Here is a 17,172-nt window from a genome sequence, read left to right on the forward strand (position 1 = left end):
TTTTAGGTAAAGAATACAGCTGCTGAAAGGGGATTAAAATATGGCGGATGTGACGGTTAAACAATTAGCTCAAGTCGTTGGTATTCCGGTTGAACGCTTATTGAACCAGTTACAGGAAGCAGGGTTATCTTTTACTGATGACCAACAGACTGTGAATGAAGAGCAAAAGCGGATCTTACTCAATCATTTGAAGAGAACCTCTCTGCGTGATGTGAATGTTTCGCCTGAAAGAATTACTTTAAGACGAAAAAGCTTATCACAAGTCACCGTTGGTCATGATGCTCATAGCGGTAAAACTGTAAACGTTGAAGTACGGAAGAAAAAGGTTTTTGTAAAACGTGCCCCAATAGTAGAGCTTCCTGAGGCTGAAGAACCTGTTATGCCGGAAGAAAATCAGGCGATACCTGAACAGCATCCCGCTGAAGTTGCTTCTGAGATTCCACCAGTGTCTGAAACACCCATTGAATCAGCTGAGCAAACTGCTGAACCTGTTGAAACAACTGCGGAAACAAACGAAGAACCTGTGGTAGAAGAAACGCTACAGGGTGAAAAAAGCGAAGAGATTCTTGAAAACGTAACACCTGAAGTTCTTGAAAGTACAAATGCGATTGAAAATATGGAAGATATTTCCATAAAAGAAGAGCATAAATTGGAAAAGCAGGCTAAAAAGAAGCATGTAGAGCCAGCAATTGAACCTGATGCAGCAGACTTTAGAAAGGTTAAGAAAAAGCCCAAATATCAACAAGCATCTTTTGAGCGTGATGACGAAGATCAAGAAGGTCATAGACGTGGTGGGCGCAGTAAATTCAAAAAGCGTAAAGGTGTAGAGAAGTCCGAAAAACTTAAAGAAGCTGAAGAGTCACTAAAACATGGTTTTGCATTACCAACTTCTCCTGTAGTAAAAGAGGTTTTAATACCAGAAACGATTACTGTTGCTGAATTGGCAAAAAGAATGTCTGTAAAAGCTGCAGAAGTAATTAAGGTAATGATGTCTCTTGGTGCAATGGCAACTATTAACCAGGTTATAGACCAAGAAACTGCGGTTATCGTGGTTGAAGAAATGGGTCATAAAGCACGCGTTATTAAAGAAGATGCGATTGAAGTGGGATTAGGTGAGTCGATTACTAAAGGTAGTCGTACTGAGTCCAGAGCACCTGTAGTTACGATTATGGGGCACGTAGATCATGGTAAGACTTCTTTACTGGACTACATTCGTCGAACCAAAGTAGCTATTGGTGAGGCAGGTGGTATTACACAACATATTGGTGCATACCACGTAAGTACCCCTAAAGGTGATATTACATTCTTAGATACCCCTGGCCACGCTGCATTTACAGCAATGAGAGCTCGTGGAGCACAGGCCACTGATATTGTTGTGTTGATCGTTGCTGCTGATGATGGTGTTAAACCACAAACTATAGAAGCAATTCAACATGCGAAAGCAGCAAAAGTACCAATTATTGTTGCAATTAATAAAATGGATAAGCCAGATGCAGATCCTGAGCGTGTCATGAACGAATTGACGACACATGAAGTCATTCCAGAAGCTTGGGGTGGTGATACGATGTTTATCAATATCTCTGCTAAATCCGGTATGGGTATTGACGATCTTCTTGATGCAATATTACTGCAATCCGAAGTTTTAGAACTAACGGCAGTAACTGATGGTGCTGCAAAAGGGGTAGTCATCGAGTCACGCTTGGATAAAGGAAGAGGTCCTGTAGCAACCGTATTAGTACAAAGTGGAACACTAAATAAAGGCGATATTTTGCTTGCTGGATTCCAGTACGGTCGCGTACGTGCCCTTGTTGGTGATAATGGAGATATGGTTGATTCTGCTGGACCATCGATTCCAGTTGAAGTGCTTGGCTTATCAGCTATTCCTCATGCTGGAGATGAAGCAGTTGTTGTTCCTGATGAGAAAAAGGCAAGAGAGGTTGCTTTGTTCCGTCAGGGTAAATTCCGCGATGTAAAACTTGCAAGACGCCAGAAATCAACGATTGAAGGCATTATGGAGAATATGGCTGCTGGAGAATCTAAGGTCCTTAATGTGGTACTTAAAGCTGACGTTCAAGGTTCTCTTGAAGCAATTTCAGATGCTTTAGTTAAGTTATCTACTGATGAAGTCAAAGTTGAAGTTATTTCAAGTGGTGTGGGTGGTATTACTGAATCAGATGTTCACTTGGCGATAGCATCTAGTGCAATTTTGGTGGGCTTTAATGTGAGAGCCGATAGCAGTGCGAAGAAATTGGCAGAGCATGAATCAGTTCAGCTACATTATTACAGCGTCATCTACGACATTGTCGATCAGATTAAAGGCGCTTTAACTGGCATGCTTGCTCCGCAATTTAAAGAAGAAATTATTGGTATCGCTGAAGTTCGAGATGTGTTTAAATCACCTAAAATTGGTGCGATTGCAGGTTGTATGGTTATCGAAGGTGTTATTAAACGTAACAATCCTATTCGCGTACTGCGTGCCAATGTGGTTATCTATGAGGGAACTTTGGAATCTCTGCGAAGATTTAAAGATGATGTGGTCGAGGTTCGCCAAGGGTTTGAATGTGGTATTGGGGTCAAAAATTACAACGATGTAAAACCAGGTGACCTAATAGAAGTATATGAAACAGTTGAAATTAAGCGTGATTTATAAAGATGGGTCATAATTTTAAACGTACAGATCGAGTCGCTGAGATGATTCAGCGAAAGTTAGCGCAGATAATTCCTATGGAAGTAAAAGACCCGCGCTTGACAGGGTTTGTTACCATATCAGCAGTAAAAGTTGCTGCTGATTTGGGACATGCCAAAGTATATTTTACCGTTCTTAATGACGATAAAGAAACAACGGCGACTATTTTAAATGCGGCTGCTAGTTATTTACGTAGTGCATTGGCACGCAGTATTACTTTGCGTACAGTTCCTCAACTTCATTTTGTATATGATGAATCAATAGAGTATGGAGAACGTTTAAGCCGTCTTATCGATAAAGTGAATCCGCCAAGTTCCGAAGATGATGAAAGCAATTAATCCTTCAGCATTAGATGGAATTTTATTGCTGAATAAATCAGAAGGAATGACCTCGAACACTGCGTTGCAGAAAGCAAAGAGGCTGATAGGTGCAAAGAAAGCTGGCCATACTGGAAGTTTAGATCCACTCGCCACGGGTATGTTGCCTCTTTGTTTCGGCGAAGCGACCAAAGTATGTCAATTTTTGCTTGATGCAGATAAATGTTACCAAACTACGGGTTTATTAGGCATTAAAACTAATACTGCTGATGCAACAGGTGACATAATCGCTCGTACTGAAGTATTTGAAATTTCAGAGGCTAATTTGCTTGATGTATTAATGCAACATACAGGTCATATAAAGCAGGTGCCTTCGATGTTTTCCGCTTTAAAACATAATGGAACACCTCTTTATCGTTTGGCCAGAGAAGGGATTCATATCGAGAGAAAAGCACGTGAGATCCTGATTAGTAATTTGCAACTTAATGCATTTGACAGTAATCAATTTTCATTAACCGTAACTTGCAGTAAAGGAACCTATATTCGCAATTTAGTTGAAGATATTGGTGATGCTTTAGGTGTTGGGGCTCATGTAACTCGGTTACATCGGGTTTATACGTCAGGTTTAGAAAATATGCCTATGTATTCTCTGGATGAATTAGAGGAAATGACTATTTCAGAACGAAAAGCTTGCTTAATTCCTATGGATAGAGCAATTAGTCATTTGGAAAAAGTGACTCTTTTGAGCGAAGAAATTGTTATAATTCGTCAAGGTAGAGTAGTTACAAATAAAATAGGTGTAGAAAGAGAAGATTGTGTTCGTCTTTATGATGAGAATGCACAGTTTATTGGGTTAGGTGAACGAAATATCCAAGGTGATATTAAAGCGAAACGATTACTTTCTTTTTAATTCTTTTTATATATTAAAAGAGTGATTACCGCTAAATATGAAATTTTTTGCACAAAAATAATTTTCAGTACTTGTTTCGTTGGACATGCCTTGGTAGAATGTTCGCCTTTAAATGAATACTTAGTAGTTCCAGGAGTGTATAATGTCGCTAAGCAGCGCAGATAAAGCAGCAATTGTTAATGAATACAAGCGTACCGATAAAGATACTGGTTCGCCTGAAGTTCAGGTTTCTATTATTACTGGCCGTATTAAATATTTAACTGAGCACTTTAAAGAACACAAAAAAGATTTTCATTCTCGACGTGGACTGCAAGAACTTGTTAATAAGCGTCGTAAGCTGTTGAAATATTTAAAGCGTAACGATGAAGCTCGCTATCAAACATTGATCCAAAGTCTGGAACTGAGAGATTCTTATTGATTGCTGAGCAAATACATTTCTTTACGAATGTACTTTACAAAAAATACTTTAAATAAAGGCGCATTTTTCTGCGCCTTTTTTTCGTTATAATTACTTAAAGAGGAAGATTACGTGGCTAAGTTTACAAAAGAAATAGCATTTGGTGACCACACGCTTATATTGGAAACTGGTGAAATTGCGCGACAAGCGGATGGAGCTGTATTAGCCAGTATGAATGGCACTCAAGTATTAGCTACAGTAGTTGGTAAAAAAGAAGGTGGTGAAGAAAATGGTTTTTTCCCATTAACAGTAAATTACCAGGAAAAATTTTACGCAGTAGGTAAAATACCTGGTGGATTTAATAAACGCGAAGGCAGACCATCAGATAATGAAACTCTAACTTCACGACTCATTGATCGCCCTATTCGTCCATTATTTCCTGAAGGTTTTTGCAATGAAGTACAAGTCATTGTTACGGTACTTTCTCTAAACCCCGAAGTTTCTGCAGATATTGTTGCAATGGTCGCCTCTTCTGCAGCATTAGCTCTGTCTGGGGTTCCTTTTAACGGTCCAATTGGCGCTGCTCGTGTAGGTTATAAGGACGGTATTTACTTATTGAATCCAAGCCGCAAAGACCTGGAGCAATCCAAACTTGATTTAGTAGTTGCAGGAACTAAAGATGCGATTTTAATGGTCGAGTCAGAAGCTAAAGAATTAAGTGAAGACATTATGCGCGGCGCAATTATGTTTGGTCATGAAATGATGAAAAATGTGATCAAAGCAATAGAAGAGCTTGCAGCACAAGGTGGAAAAACTCGTTGGGAGTGGACAGCTCCTGAAGTGGATACTTCTTTACAAGAACGAGTTTCAGATATGGTGAAACAAGATGTTGAAGCAGCGTATCTGATTAAAGATAAACAAGAGCGTTACCAACGTTTGAATGAGTTAAAAGAACAAACAATATCAGCACTGCAAGCAGAGAATGATGAGTTAAAAGCCGATGTAATTGGCAATATGTTTGTCGAAATAGAACGTGCTACTGTACGTAATCGCATTCTTGATGGTGAGCCACGAATCGACGGTCGTGACCACAAAACTGTCCGTCCAATTGCGATTCGTACAAAACTGCTAGAAAGAACACACGGTTCCGTTTTGTTCACTCGTGGTGAAACCCAAGCTATTGTTGTTGCTACTTTGGGTAATGAGCGTGATGCACAAATCCTAGATAATATTACCGGTGAATCGAAAGACCGCTTTATGCTGCATTATAATTTCCCTCCTTATTCGGTTGGGGAAACCGGTATGGTTGGCAGTCCCAAACGTAGAGAGATTGGACATGGTCGCCTAGCAAAACGTGCAATCATGGCTGTTTTGCCCGAGGCAAATGAATTTCCCTATGTTTTAAGAGTTGTTTCTGAAATTACTGAATCTAATGGTTCAAGTTCGATGGCTACAGTATGTGGCACTAGTCTTGCGCTGATGGATGCAGGTGTTCCCTTAAAAGCACCTGTAGCTGGAGTCGCGATGGGCTTGATTAAAGAGGGGGATCGTTACGCAGTATTAACTGATATATTAGGTGATGAAGACCATTTAGGTGATATGGATTTCAAGGTAGCAGGTACTGAACATGGAATCACAGCATTACAAATGGATATTAAAATCCATGGTATTACCAATGAAATTATGGAACAAGCTTTAGACCAAGCCTTAGCTGGTCGCTTGCATATCCTAGGCGTAATGAATAATGCATTATCAGAGCATCGGGACGAATTATCTCAGCATGCACCTCGCATTACTACAATGAAAGTTGCTGAAGACAAGATCCGCACTATTATCGGTAAAGGTGGTGCAACAATTAAAGGATTAATTGACAGTACCGGTGTTTCTATAGATATCGATGATACAGGTGTTGTTCAATTATTTTCTCCAGATATGAATGCATTGGAAGAAGCACAAAAGCAAATTAAGGCATTAATTGCTGAAATAGAGGTTGGCCAAACTTATCATGGTAAAGTAAGTAAGATCGTTGATTTTGGCGCCTTTATCAATCTTTTACCTGGTAAAGATGGATTACTCCATATTTCTCAAATTTGTAGCGATCGTTCACAAAAAGTCGAAGCAGTACTGCAAGAAGGACAAGATATTGTAGTATTTGTTGCGGGAATTGATAAGCAAGGTCGTGTAAAGCTTGAGTGGAAAGATAGACCACAAGCAGAAGAAGTAACAGCCACTCCTGCTGAAGAAGCTCATCATGAAAAAGAGCCTAGTGAAGCAGCAAATGAAGGTATTAGTGAAGGAGAAGAAGAATAAGAAACTATCCATTCTTCCGCATATATAGGTGTGGAAGAAAGATTTTTAGTTGTAACCCGAGTGAAGCAAAAATATGACTAATATAGCCTCCCGGGTTACGCTTTGCTTCACCCAGGTTATAATGCTAGAAAATGGAGATGGAAAGCAGGATTACTTATTGTGAGTCAAGGTTAAGAATTCGGCTCGACTTGTTGGGCTATTTCGCATATCACCAAGCATTACTGAAGTGGTCATTACTGAGTTTTGCTTTTCGACGCCGCGCATCATCATACACAGATGTTTGGCTTCAATTACTACAGCTACACCTCGTGCACCGGTAATTGACTCTAAGCAGTTCGCTATTTCTGAAGTTAGCCGTTCCTGTATTTGCAAGCGTCGCGCAAAGTAATCAACAATTCGGGCTACTTTCGATAAACCTATTACTTTTCCATTAGGAATGTATCCAACATGACATTTGCCAAGAAATGGAAGTAAATGGTGCTCGCACATGGAATACATTTCAATATCCTTGACTATAACCATTTCACTCATATCAGAATCAAAAAGTGCGTCATTAATAATATCATCCAGGCTCTCATTATAGCCTTTAGTCAAATAACGCATGGCATTGGCCGCACGCGTAGGAGTGTCAATCAACCCTTGGCGACTTATGTCTTCACCTAATTGTATTAGCAGTTCTTTATATAGTTTTTCCATTGTTCTTTCCTACCCAGGGGGCCAAGTCATATGACGTCCGCCCAGCAAATGTAAATGAATGTGATATACTGTTTGGCCACCGTCGGGATTAATGTTAAAAACTAATCGATATCCTGCGTCACTTATTCCTTCAGTTTGAGCAATTTTTTTTGCCCCTAAAATCATTTTTCCCAACAGGGCCTGGTTTTCATCGCTGGCGTCATTCAGCGTAGCAATATGTTGCTTCGGAATAATCAGCAGATGTTTAGGAGCTTGCGGGTTGAGATCACGAAAAGCCATTATCTCATCGTCTTCAAAAACTACTGATGCAGGAATTGCACCTTGTGCAATTTTGCAAAACAAGCAATTCATAAGCAATCTCATTGTGATTAAAAAAGACTATTATACATTGCATTACTTATAATGCGACAGCTTCTCTTTGCCTTTTAACGTGTTTTTTCGCATAATAGCCGCTTTATGTTGCAAATTTGCATTCGTACCAAGATTTTTATTTAAAGTAAACCCATAATGGTGAGAGTACTTATTCCTGTTAGAACCGGCTTGCGCCCTAAAGGACGGCGTTTGTCGAATTATCAAGGATATATTATGTCTTATCGTTTTACTGTATTTTTATTCTATTAAGAGGGGAGAAGAATAAATGAGTTTAATGAGAATTAGCAGTGGTCGTGATTTACCAAAGGAAATTAATGTAATTATTGAAATCCCTATGCATAGTGAGCCTGTAAAGTATGAAGTAAATAAAGAGTCCGGAGTATTATTTGTTGACCGCTTTTTAACGACTCCCATGTTTTATCCAGTCAATTACGGTTATGTTCCGCACACTTTATCAGAAGACGGGGATCCAGTTGACGTTCTCGTTGTGACTCCAGTTCCTCTTGTAGGTGGATCGGTTATTCCATGTCGACCCGTAGGTATGTTAAAAATGACTGATGAGTCAGGCGTAGATGCTAAAATCTTAGCGGTTCCTACGAATAAGCTAACTAAAATTTATGAATCGATTCAATCATATGAAGATCTGCCGCAGCATCTATTAAACTCTTTGGAACATTTTTTCAGTCATTATAAAGATTTGGAAGAAGGTAAATGGGTTAAACTGGATGGTTGGGTTGGTCCAGACGCGGCGTTCGAAGAGATTAAGGCCAGCGTAGCTCGATATAATAATGAGCAAAATTAGTTGAAATTTATTTTTTCCGATGAAAGAAATATTCGTGGGGTTTGGGCGAAGACATACGGTCAAGACCCCTGAAACATAATATAGTGCGACTTTAGTGTTGGGTTACACAGCATTAAAACGGAAGTGTTGCATTTATCGGTCTGCTCACCCTTACTATCAATTGATGCTCTAAGTTGTGGCATGAAGATAAGAGACAACTTTTAAGCTGAATCAAATGGAGCAAAAATTGTTAAAATCCAATTTTTATTTAATAACAGGTGGTCCAGGCGTAGGCAAAAGTTCTGTTATAAAATTGTTACAAATGAATTCATTCACCGTAGTTAGTGAAGCAGCAAGAACAATTATAAAAGAGCAAAAACAGCAGGGACACAATGCGATACAAGTTGATAATCGATTTAAATTTTGTCAATTAATGCTGCAACAATGTTTGCACGATTTTTTGGAGTATTCCGAGTTCGTTTCCCCCGTCTTTTTTGACCGAGGACTACCTGATTTATTAGGTTATCAGTCAATCGCCAGTGGAGCAGCTTGGGATAACCTGATTAAAGATATTGTGCTTGTAAATAAACAATATAGATATAATCAACGCGTATTTATATTTCCTCCATGGCAAGAAATATATACAACCGATGAAGAACGGGTGCATACCTTTGAACAAGCTGTTTTGGCTTATGACATAGTCAAAGAAGCACTTATTAGTGCAAACTACGATTTAATTGAAGTACCGAAGCTATCTGTTGAACAACGTGTAACATTTATTTTAGAAAAAATTAATATAGTGATATAAGAATCAACTTTAGAATCGTATAGCAATGCCCTACCCTCAATGCTAATAAGGTTGAATCAAATATTGAATCTCGCTTTCTTTGAAGCCATATGATACTTTATTTCGTGTTATAAAAGCATGAGGTAATTCGGTGACATACCATCTTTCTACATTGTTTCTTATATTGCTTTTTTTAATTCTCTTGGCTGCATTTTTTGCTGCCACTGAAATTGGTATGATGTCGATTAATCGCTATAAGTTAAAACATCTAGTCAAGAAAGAGAATAAACAAGCAACGCGAGTGAATCAAATACTCTCTCGACCCGATCGACTATTGAGCGTTGTCTTAATCGGTAATACTCTGGCTAATATCCTTGCATCAACCATAGCAACTTTGATTGGTCAGCGTGTTTATGGTGATGCGGGTATTGCTATAGCAACCATCATTTTAACGCTGGTGATTTTAGTATTTGCTGAAATGATACCCAAGACATTCGCAGCAATTTATCCACAAAAAGTTGCATTTGCTACTTCATTGCCACTACAAATACTTCAATTGATTTTTGCCCCCTTGGTATACATCAGCAGCTCTATGTCTAACGGTGTATTACGTTTATTTCGGATCTCAATTGACAAAATACAAAAGGAATTCTTGACGAATGAAGAATTACGCTCAGTGGTACATGAAGCAGGGGGGCTATTACCAGTTGAGCATAAGAGTATGTTGATTAGTCTTCTAGATTTGGAGCAAGCTACGGTAGAAGATATTATGATTCCTAAATCGGATATTGTTGGTATCGATATCGAAGAGCCTTGGTCGGAAATTCTGTATCAATTAGAAACAGCAAAACATACCCGTTTGCCTTTATACCGCAATTCCATTGATGATCTGGTAGGAATGATCCATGTGCGTGATGTATTAAATTTGGCTATAGATAATGAGTTGGATCTTAAAAGTCTACTGAAAGCAGCGGATGAGCCATATTATATTCCTGAGGCTACTTCGCTTAATATTCAAATATTAAATTTCAGAAAAATGAAGAGACGAAGTTCCTTTGTAGTTGATGAATATGGAGATATTCAGGGCTTAGTCACAATGGAAGATATACTTGAAGAAATTGTAGGTGAATTTACTACAGATGTGGCTGCACTAAGTCGAGATATTACTCCGCAAAGCGATGGCTCAGTTATTGTTGATGCAAGCATAACATTACGTCATCTAAACCGATTAATGGGATGGCAATTACCGATGATAGGGCCAAAAACGTTAAGCGGATTAATTGTCGAGCATCTTGGCTATATTCCTCCAGCTGATTCATGTTTAACTATAGAGAACTATCGGATGGAAATACTAAGAGTCGGCGACAATACAATTAAAAGTGTAAAAATGTTCAAAATAAGCAAGAGGCGCAAATAATGAAGCTATTTTGTATCACTTTCTTTTAAAGTGATCACTTGTGCCGTAAACATATAACCACCATTGCGAATGGTTTTGATTAATGCCGGTTTTTTTGCATCAACTTCAATTTTCTGGCGTAGTCGGCTTATTTGCACATCAATTCTTCGGTCAAAAGGATTTAGATCACTATTTTTGGTGATTTGCAGCAGGAGCTCCCGGTCCAGGATGCGTTGGGGTTGCAGTACAAAGGTAAGTAATAAATCATATTCCCCAGCACTTAACAGTAATTCTTCATTGGTATTATCACGAAATACTTGCCTGGAAGCAGGATAGAGTCGCCAATTGGAAAAAACTAGAACTTCTTTTTCCTGCTCAGATTGTTGGCGTGCACGTAAGACACGTCGGTTAATTGCGCTGACTCGTGCATGGAGCTCTCTTGGTAATAATGGTTTTACAATAAAATCATCTGCTCCCGCTTCGAGTACTTTAATACAGGCATCTTCATCTGGAGTATCGTTTAAAATCAATAAAGGCACAGGATAGTTTGTATAAAATTGATGAATTGCTTGGAGGTCATTTTGCAAAATAGACCAATGAATTAAAATGGCCATAGGTTTTCCTACTCCACTTTGAATGGGAGCAAATAATTGCTTTTGCTGTACAATTTTAATATTAAATTGTGCAAAGTATTTCTTGAGATCCTCACTCACAGGATCGTTATCGATGAATAAAAGATAACTGGGTTGCGGCATTAATTTATTCCCATTGTTTTTAAGCTGTATTCGTCGTAATTTTGGCAAGATTAGTATCGACTTGCAATTATTTTCGATATTATTCTAGGAGTTATTGGCTCTATTTTCTACGTCTCGCTGGGATGCTGCTTATCTTAAAATCTTACTGGATCCTCAAAAGTAGCATGTTACATTTTTTCCAGCTGGTACAGTTATATCAGGGCGATGCTTGAGGAGAAGGGATGACACAAAATAGAACTCAGTTTTCAAGTTGGTTTGTAACAGACAATGAGCGAGCAAAGGCTTTGGTCAAAAGCGAACTTAAAATGACGAAAAATGATCTTGATAGGTATAATTTATGGTTGGAAGGATTTGTTGATTTTTGGAATAAAAGTGATACGAATCATAGGGAGTTGGGAGCTGTATATTATGACTGGAGTATTGAACAACAGCAAGTCGCATTGGATAACCTTGCTAATCCCACATTCGCTGGTTTGGTGAATGCAATTTTCTTCTATAAGATACACCCGGATAAATTATTTGCTGATGTGATTCATCCTCAAAAGTTAATTTCGGTACAGATGCGTCTAGGGTTATTGCATTATTATATCGAATTAATGCAACAAAAATTGTATGAGATTGCTTTTCAAAAAGGATTAACCCTAGGGATCGACTATTTTTTGCATGATGAGGACTTACCTCAAGGTATTAGAGTCAAGACAAGTGAAGAATATAGACAAATGATTCAATCAGCAGTTAAGCGGTTAAAACTCAACTCTAATTCAACTCACGTAAACGGAGAGACCATTGATTACGTATCAGATCTGAGGAAGGCGTATAAATTTTGGTTTAACCCAAATCGTTTAATAGATGCGGTGATGGTATTAAAACAAAATTTGTTGTCAGGGGGTATAGAGCCAGAAAAGGGCCCAATTCTTTTTCAAGAAAAATTGGTGTCATTGTATAGCCAACTAACTACTTCCGAATGTGTGGATTTATATGGCTACTTTGCTAATAATGATACACAGTCTTTACTCTATACCTTCTTTAACATCACTCACAGAGGCACTTTTGATTGGTTGCCGTTACTTAATAATGAAGAACAAGCCGCGGTAGTTGAGGTTTTTGATGCCTTATGTAGTGTTATGAATGCTTTGCGTATCGAATTGGGAAATAGACATTTCCTCACTGAACCTTATACGTATGATTTAGCGGACTCAAATCTGGAAATAGACAATCGTAATCGTGATGCAGTATATAGAGTGCTTAAAATTTATAAGCACATTAATACAATCCACGACGATGTTATTGAACAATTATTCCAGTCTATCGAAGAATAATTGAGTAACTAGCGCTCTTTCTTTTTCGCTTCCAAGAAGAACGAGCGTAACTGCTTAATGATTAAGGCACCGAGTTTTCTTTCTCTTCCCGATTGCGTGAGTGGAATGCCTATTTTTCGCGAAATCTTAGCTTTTAAAGCAGAGATCCCAATAAGTCTTTTCCATGAAAATCCACCACGATTCATTATTCTAACCCTTATGATAAATAGGGCGAGTATACTATTGTTTTTCTCGGTGTGAAGGAGTTCAAACAATTTTTTATAATGCGTTTATTCGTGATCAGTGGAAGGGCTATTGATATGCCAATTATAGATGTAACTGTCGATGGTATTTATGTGCTTAAGTTGGCTTTGCAATGGCTCTTTTGCAAATTGTAATAAATGAAAAATAATATCCTGCTTGGTCCCGCCAAAATCCTCTTCAAACCAATCGTATAATTTAGAGATGATCAGTTTTCCCTCGATAACGCTTACTCCTCTCAGGGAGTTAATGTAATTTGTGGCAGCTTGGTTTAATTGTTCTTCAAGAAGTTTTCCCTGGTAGACTTTTCTACTAAGATTGGGAGCGCCAATAGTGCCGTTGCTTATGGCATAATGAGTGCGGGGATCATTCCAAATCGCTCTAATAATGCGATTATTAATGTCGTCTAAAGTTAAAGATGTATCTTTAATAGTAATGAGGTTCGCGCCCCATGGGCCTATGCTGAATAATCCTGGGGAAATATTAATTTCTTGAATTGTAGTAACTGGATAATAATTGGCTATAATCTGCACGGTTAAAGCGTTGTATAAATTAATCCAATATGCCAATTGCTCATTACGATTGTAATTATTAATATCGATTTCTGCCATGCTTTTTAAATACTCTTTAAGCAAGTTTAAATCTATTTGTGTCATATGTGCATAATCAACCAAATTGATATTTTCTTCATTGGTGACAATGCGGCGATTAAGAAAATTTTGCCAAAGTTGATGTGAAATAACTTCTTTTGATAACGGGTTATTGACTTCCCATTTGGGCCATAAACTTTTGTAAAATGAGGCGTTTGCTAGTCCTGAAATGAGAAGCATTAATATGAGAATGTATTTATTGCGGTACATTATTTTAAACATGAATTATTGCTCTATTGCGAAGGGCGTTCCCTATAGTATTGCCATCCAAAAACTCTAATTCTCCTCCAGAGGGAATTCCGTGCGCCAATTGAGTAATGTTAATTGATAAATCACACAAAAGCTGATGGATAAAATGAATGGTAGTTTGCCCTTCTACGCTAGGGCTTAACGCTAATATCACTTCTTTGATTTCTTCTTGAATGATGAGATTTTTAAGTCGAGGTAACCCTATGTCCTCAGGGCCTAAGCCATCAAGTGGGGATATTTTTCCCATGAGAACAAAATACTTACCTTGAAAAGCATTGCTTTGTTCTATAGCAGATACATCAGCTGGGCTTTCCACAACACATAGCAAGGAAGAGTCCCTATTTGGATTTTGGCAAAGGGTACAAATTCTTTGTTCTGTATAGTTAGCACAACGTTCACAATGGTGAATATTATTCATTGCTTGCTCAAGACATGATGCAAGGTGTAATCCTCTCTGTCTTTGATGCTGAAGCAAATGAAACACCATACGTTGTGCCGATTTTGGACCTACGCCTGGTAGACAGCGGAGCGCTTCTACCAAGCGGTTTAACATATCCATCGTTAGGATTATTCCTTATCACCGCCCATTAAATCAGTTGGAATGTTTAGACCTGCTGTTAATTGACTGATTTTTTCCTTAGATGCTTTTTCAATTTTTCGTACGGCATCATTAATTGCTGCAGCAACCAAATCTTCCAACATCTCTACATCTTCTTCCATCATGGTAGGTTTAATTTTAACTTCAGTGGCATCATGTCGGCCATTCATTTTAATAACTACCATGCCACCACCAGCTTCACCTGTAACAACTAATTGACTTAATTGTTGTTGCGCTTCTTGCATACGTTGTTGCATTTTTTGCGCTTCTTTCATCAGGTTGCCAAGATTTTGATTCATATCCATTATTAAGGCCTCATATGTTTAGATTTAAATTCGATATATTATAAGTCATCTTTCAGCGGGACAATAGAATTTTTGACCAATTCTGCTGAAAATTCTTGTTGAAGTTGTTGGAACATAGGATCACTTTTTAACGCGGCTTCTGCTTTCAGTTGTTTCTGTTGAGTTGCCTGCTCTTTTTGCTGTGCCGGAGAACATTGAACTGATTCATCACTGTTTAACGTAATTTTTACTTGATTTTGGTAATATTGACTCAAGGCTGTTTCAATGCGCGAGAGTATTGTTGGCGTAAATAGAGATTGATGCCCTTTGGCCACACGTAAAGTAACCTCTCGTCCATCTTTGGCGAGTAATTCAGCATTTTCTGCTGCGTTGAGCGCTAAACCAGTGAGTTTGAGATGAGGGATAATGCTTGCCCAGTCGCTCGCTTCTTGATTAACAACCTGCGGTTGTTCTTCTTGTTCTTCATCATCTAAATTTGCTGTTGGATTCGATAACTCTCGAGCTGGCATTTCTGGAGCCTGCTCAGGTACCTCTTGCAATGCAAGAGATGGTTGTTCAGATGGTAACAGCGTTTTATAGGATGCTAAAGGAGGAAGGGCTTCTTTAGGTGCTGGTCTAAACGTTAGCATGCGCAATATGGTCATATTGAAGCCGATGATTAACGTAGGAGCAAGATGAATTTCTTCACGCCCTTTAAGTCCAATTTGATAAAACAGTTGGGTGTCTTCGGCAGAAATGTGTTGCGCTAGAGTTTTTATTTGTGATGGAGGGCTAATTAGAGGATTATTATCTCCAATGGCATGATATACGGCTAGTTGATGGAAATAGTTAAGTAATTCATCCAATACATATTGAAAATGTCCGCCTTCAATTGAAATGCATTGGCTAATTTTTAATACAGCAGCGGCATTTTGTTCTGCCATGGCATATATTAATTGCAAGGCATAATCTTGTTGGGTATATCCCAGGATCATTTTGACATCATTTGCGCGTAATTGGGTATCGCAGCCTGTAATCGCTTGATCCAAAAGGCTTAAGGCATCGCGCATGCTGCCTCGAGCAGCTTGAGCCAATATATCAACAGCCTCAATTTCAAAACCAAGTTGTTCCTCTTTAAGAATCAGTTGCAAATGCTGGCTGATCAACTCTTTCGCTAAATGCTTCAGATTAAATTGTAAGCAACGAGATAAGACGGTGACAGGAAGCTTTTGTGGATCTGTTGTAGCTAAAATAAATTTAACATGATCTGGCGGTTCTTCCAGTGTTTTGAGCAGCGCATTAAAACTATGCTGCGAGAGCATATGTACTTCATCAATTAAATAGATTTTAAAACGACCAATAGCGGGTGCATATTGGACGTTATCTAATACATCGCGAGTATCTTCAACCCGAGTTTTAGATGCGCCATCAATTTCGATTAAATCAATGAATCGGCCCTGCTCTATTGCATTACAGATAGTGCACTGTAAACAGGGTTCTGAACTAATGCCTTTCTCACAATTCAGTGATTTAGCTAAAATGCGAGCGATACTGGTCTTACCTACACCGCGAGTGCCGGTAAAAAGGTAGGCATGGTGTAATCGCTGTTGATTCAGCGCGTTGATCAATGCCTTGTTTATGTGGTCTTGGCCAACCAGTTGGGAAAATGTGCGTGGTCGCCATTTACGGGCAAGTGCCAGATAGCTCATACATGTTTTCACGAGTTGGGCGGCAGCTCTAAGAGCCACACTCCGGCGCTCGAATCAATCGCTACCGCTGCTCCCTTCCGGGCCTGACGGGGTTCACGATCTATCGCCGCGAAGGGACCAATAGAGCCACCATAGTTGAATGGCGAAGATTAACAAAAAAAAGAGGGGATAGCCAGACTTGGCAAAAAATAATTTATCAATAATTCTTGTGCACGAGATATTCGGATAAAACATAACAATAATATCTTAACTTTAAAAATTAAGCGTTCTATTCATATTGAGTCCAGTAAATCTTAATTTACTCGGCGAATTTATATCTCTGACGTTTAAGCTGTCTTTAATTTCATCCCTGAGCTATCGCATGAGAAAGAATTTAGACAGATGCATCTATCGGTGAATGACGATACATTAAGCTTATTAAAATTATTGTTAAATAGCATGTAGGCGTCTGTGCTTTAGAAATGAGAAGAAAATAACAAACATTAATTCGCATAAGTAAAAATATGAATCCTCGTTATAATGAAATTCATAATATTCTATTCATTAATATATAGTTCTCTCTCGAGTGGAACTACAACAAATATCACATTTTTTTAAAAAAATGCAAAAAGTGTTTGACACTGTTGGCGAAATCAGTAGAATACGCAGCACGCCTTCGGGGCAAGTTCATTAAGAAGATAGAAGACAAACTGTGTGGGCACTTTGAAGAACCTTTG

16 protein-coding genes, 1 other RNA gene and 2 pseudogenes are annotated in these 17,172 nt (G+C 38.6%); 10 read left to right on the forward strand and 9 right to left on the reverse strand.

The genetic code is table 11. From position 1 onward, the window contains the following. Window positions 1-40: 40 nt before the first annotated feature. From ELY20_RS17155 to pnp, 6 genes and pseudogenes are all read left to right on the forward strand, one after another. A pseudogene (locus tag ELY20_RS17155) lies at window positions 41-386 on the forward strand (translation initiation factor IF-2 associated domain-containing protein); the annotation flags it as partial. 242 nt (window positions 387-628) lie between these two features. Beyond that, window positions 629-2,650, forward strand: a pseudogene (infB, locus tag ELY20_RS07690) (translation initiation factor IF-2); the annotation flags it as partial. Window positions 2,651-2,652: 2 nt separating this feature from the next. After that, on the forward strand, window positions 2,653-3,024 hold the full coding sequence (rbfA, locus tag ELY20_RS07695) for a 30S ribosome-binding factor RbfA (protein WP_110142041.1): 372 nt from the start codon (window positions 2,653-2,655) through the stop codon (window positions 3,022-3,024). Then, entirely contained in the window at window positions 3,011-3,913 is a 903-nt protein-coding gene (gene truB, locus ELY20_RS07700) for a tRNA pseudouridine(55) synthase TruB (protein WP_110142061.1), read from the forward strand. Before rbfA ends, truB begins: the two co-directional genes overlap by 14 nt. A 142-nt stretch (window positions 3,914-4,055) precedes the next feature. Then, complete coding sequence (rpsO, locus tag ELY20_RS07705) at window positions 4,056-4,331, forward strand: 30S ribosomal protein S15 (RefSeq protein WP_110142042.1); 276 nt, start codon at window positions 4,056-4,058, stop codon at window positions 4,329-4,331. A gap of 111 nt (window positions 4,332-4,442) precedes the next feature. Then, window positions 4,443-6,620 carry a polyribonucleotide nucleotidyltransferase gene (pnp, locus tag ELY20_RS07710; RefSeq protein ID WP_110142043.1) on the forward strand — a complete coding sequence of 726 codons (2,178 nt, stop codon included), beginning with the start codon at window positions 4,443-4,445 and terminating at the stop codon, window positions 6,618-6,620. 150 nt (window positions 6,621-6,770) lie between these two features. Here the strand turns inward: pnp and folE are convergent, their stop codons facing one another. Together folE and ELY20_RS07720 are read right to left on the reverse strand one after the other, a co-directional pair. Continuing rightward, on the reverse strand, window positions 6,771-7,316 hold the full coding sequence (gene folE / locus ELY20_RS07715) for a GTP cyclohydrolase I FolE (protein WP_110142044.1): 546 nt from the start codon (window positions 7,314-7,316) through the stop codon (window positions 6,771-6,773). A 9-nt stretch (window positions 7,317-7,325) separates the two neighbouring features. Continuing rightward, window positions 7,326-7,667: a histidine triad nucleotide-binding protein gene (locus tag ELY20_RS07720; protein WP_110142045.1), complete on the reverse strand. Its 342-nt coding sequence runs from the start codon at window positions 7,665-7,667 to the stop codon at window positions 7,326-7,328. A gap of 286 nt (window positions 7,668-7,953) precedes the next feature. Between ELY20_RS07720 and ppa the strand changes: the two genes are divergently transcribed. From ppa to ELY20_RS07735, 3 genes are all read left to right on the forward strand, one after another. After that, window positions 7,954-8,490 (forward strand): inorganic diphosphatase, encoded by a 537-nt coding sequence (gene ppa, locus ELY20_RS07725; protein WP_110142046.1) that lies wholly within the window; start codon window positions 7,954-7,956, stop codon window positions 8,488-8,490. Between the two features lie 226 nt (window positions 8,491-8,716). After that, window positions 8,717-9,277 (forward strand): AAA family ATPase, encoded by a 561-nt coding sequence (locus tag ELY20_RS07730; RefSeq protein WP_158618870.1) that lies wholly within the window; start codon window positions 8,717-8,719, stop codon window positions 9,275-9,277. Between the two features lie 130 nt (window positions 9,278-9,407). Beyond that, the gene (locus ELY20_RS07735) at window positions 9,408-10,673 is read left to right on the forward strand and encodes an HlyC/CorC family transporter (RefSeq protein WP_110142048.1); all 1,266 of its coding nucleotides are present in this window, start codon (window positions 9,408-9,410) and stop codon (window positions 10,671-10,673) included. Between the two features lie 5 nt (window positions 10,674-10,678). Here ELY20_RS07735 and ELY20_RS07740 read toward each other — a convergent pair whose 3' ends face one another. Further along, on the reverse strand, window positions 10,679-11,407 hold the full coding sequence (locus tag ELY20_RS07740) for a winged helix-turn-helix domain-containing protein (protein ID WP_110142049.1): 729 nt from the start codon (window positions 11,405-11,407) through the stop codon (window positions 10,679-10,681). A 221-nt stretch (window positions 11,408-11,628) separates the two neighbouring features. On the opposite strand from ELY20_RS07740, the gene ELY20_RS07745 reads away from it, so the two are divergent. Continuing rightward, on the forward strand, window positions 11,629-12,726 hold the full coding sequence (locus tag ELY20_RS07745; RefSeq protein ID WP_110142050.1) for a hypothetical protein: 1,098 nt from the start codon (window positions 11,629-11,631) through the stop codon (window positions 12,724-12,726). 8 nt (window positions 12,727-12,734) lie between these two features. Here the strand turns inward: ELY20_RS07745 and ELY20_RS16895 are convergent, their stop codons facing one another. The 6 genes from ELY20_RS16895 to ffs form a co-directional block, all read right to left on the reverse strand. Beyond that, a complete protein-coding gene (locus ELY20_RS16895) occupies window positions 12,735-12,911 on the reverse strand; it encodes a hypothetical protein (RefSeq protein WP_165831585.1) in 177 nt (58 codons plus the stop codon). A gap of 84 nt (window positions 12,912-12,995) precedes the next feature. Then, window positions 12,996-13,838 (reverse strand): DUF547 domain-containing protein, encoded by an 843-nt coding sequence (locus tag ELY20_RS07750; protein WP_110142051.1) that lies wholly within the window; start codon window positions 13,836-13,838, stop codon window positions 12,996-12,998. Continuing rightward, window positions 13,831-14,424, reverse strand: a complete 594-nt coding sequence (gene recR / locus ELY20_RS07755; protein ID WP_110142052.1) for a recombination mediator RecR — start codon at window positions 14,422-14,424, stop codon at window positions 13,831-13,833. The genes ELY20_RS07750 and recR overlap by 8 nt, the downstream gene beginning before the upstream one ends. An 8-nt stretch (window positions 14,425-14,432) precedes the next feature. Beyond that, window positions 14,433-14,768, reverse strand: a complete 336-nt coding sequence (locus ELY20_RS07760) for a YbaB/EbfC family nucleoid-associated protein (RefSeq protein ID WP_028381768.1) — start codon at window positions 14,766-14,768, stop codon at window positions 14,433-14,435. Window positions 14,769-14,806: 38 nt separating this feature from the next. Continuing rightward, on the reverse strand, window positions 14,807-16,456 hold the full coding sequence (gene dnaX / locus ELY20_RS07765) for a DNA polymerase III subunit gamma/tau (protein ID WP_110142062.1): 1,650 nt from the start codon (window positions 16,454-16,456) through the stop codon (window positions 14,807-14,809). A gap of 26 nt (window positions 16,457-16,482) precedes the next feature. Then, window positions 16,483-16,579, reverse strand: an RNA gene (gene ffs / locus ELY20_RS07770) — signal recognition particle sRNA small type. Window positions 16,580-17,172 lie beyond the last annotated feature (593 nt).

Source organism: Legionella qingyii (genome assembly GCF_003990155.1).
GTDB classification, from domain to species: Bacteria; Pseudomonadota; Gammaproteobacteria; order Legionellales; family Legionellaceae; genus Legionella; species Legionella qingyii.

Excerpts from the sequence above, each read along its gene's own strand:
- ELY20_RS07720 (WP_110142045.1), bottom strand. The coding sequence starts at position 7,667 with ATGAATTGCTTGTTTTGCAAAATTGCACAAGGTGCAATTCCTGCATCA.
- dnaX (WP_110142062.1), bottom strand. The coding sequence starts at position 16,456 with ATGAGCTATCTGGCACTTGCCCGTAAATGGCGACCACGCACATTTTCC.
- truB (WP_110142061.1), top strand. The coding sequence starts at position 3,011 with ATGAAAGCAATTAATCCTTCAGCATTAGATGGAATTTTATTGCTGAAT.
- ELY20_RS07740 (WP_110142049.1), bottom strand. The coding sequence starts at position 11,407 with ATGCCGCAACCCAGTTATCTTTTATTCATCGATAACGATCCTGTGAGT.
- ELY20_RS07750 (WP_110142051.1), bottom strand. The coding sequence starts at position 13,838 with ATGTTTAAAATAATGTACCGCAATAAATACATTCTCATATTAATGCTT.
- rbfA (WP_110142041.1), top strand. The coding sequence starts at position 2,653 with ATGGGTCATAATTTTAAACGTACAGATCGAGTCGCTGAGATGATTCAG.
- ppa (WP_110142046.1), top strand. The coding sequence starts at position 7,954 with ATGAGTTTAATGAGAATTAGCAGTGGTCGTGATTTACCAAAGGAAATT.
- folE (WP_110142044.1), bottom strand. The coding sequence starts at position 7,316 with ATGGAAAAACTATATAAAGAACTGCTAATACAATTAGGTGAAGACATA.
- recR (WP_110142052.1), bottom strand. The coding sequence starts at position 14,424 with ATGGATATGTTAAACCGCTTGGTAGAAGCGCTCCGCTGTCTACCAGGC.
- ELY20_RS16895 (WP_165831585.1), bottom strand. The coding sequence starts at position 12,911 with ATGAATCGTGGTGGATTTTCATGGAAAAGACTTATTGGGATCTCTGCT.
- ELY20_RS07745 (WP_110142050.1), top strand. The coding sequence starts at position 11,629 with ATGACACAAAATAGAACTCAGTTTTCAAGTTGGTTTGTAACAGACAAT.
- ELY20_RS07760 (WP_028381768.1), bottom strand. The coding sequence starts at position 14,768 with ATGGATATGAATCAAAATCTTGGCAACCTGATGAAAGAAGCGCAAAAA.
- rpsO (WP_110142042.1), top strand. The coding sequence starts at position 4,056 with ATGTCGCTAAGCAGCGCAGATAAAGCAGCAATTGTTAATGAATACAAG.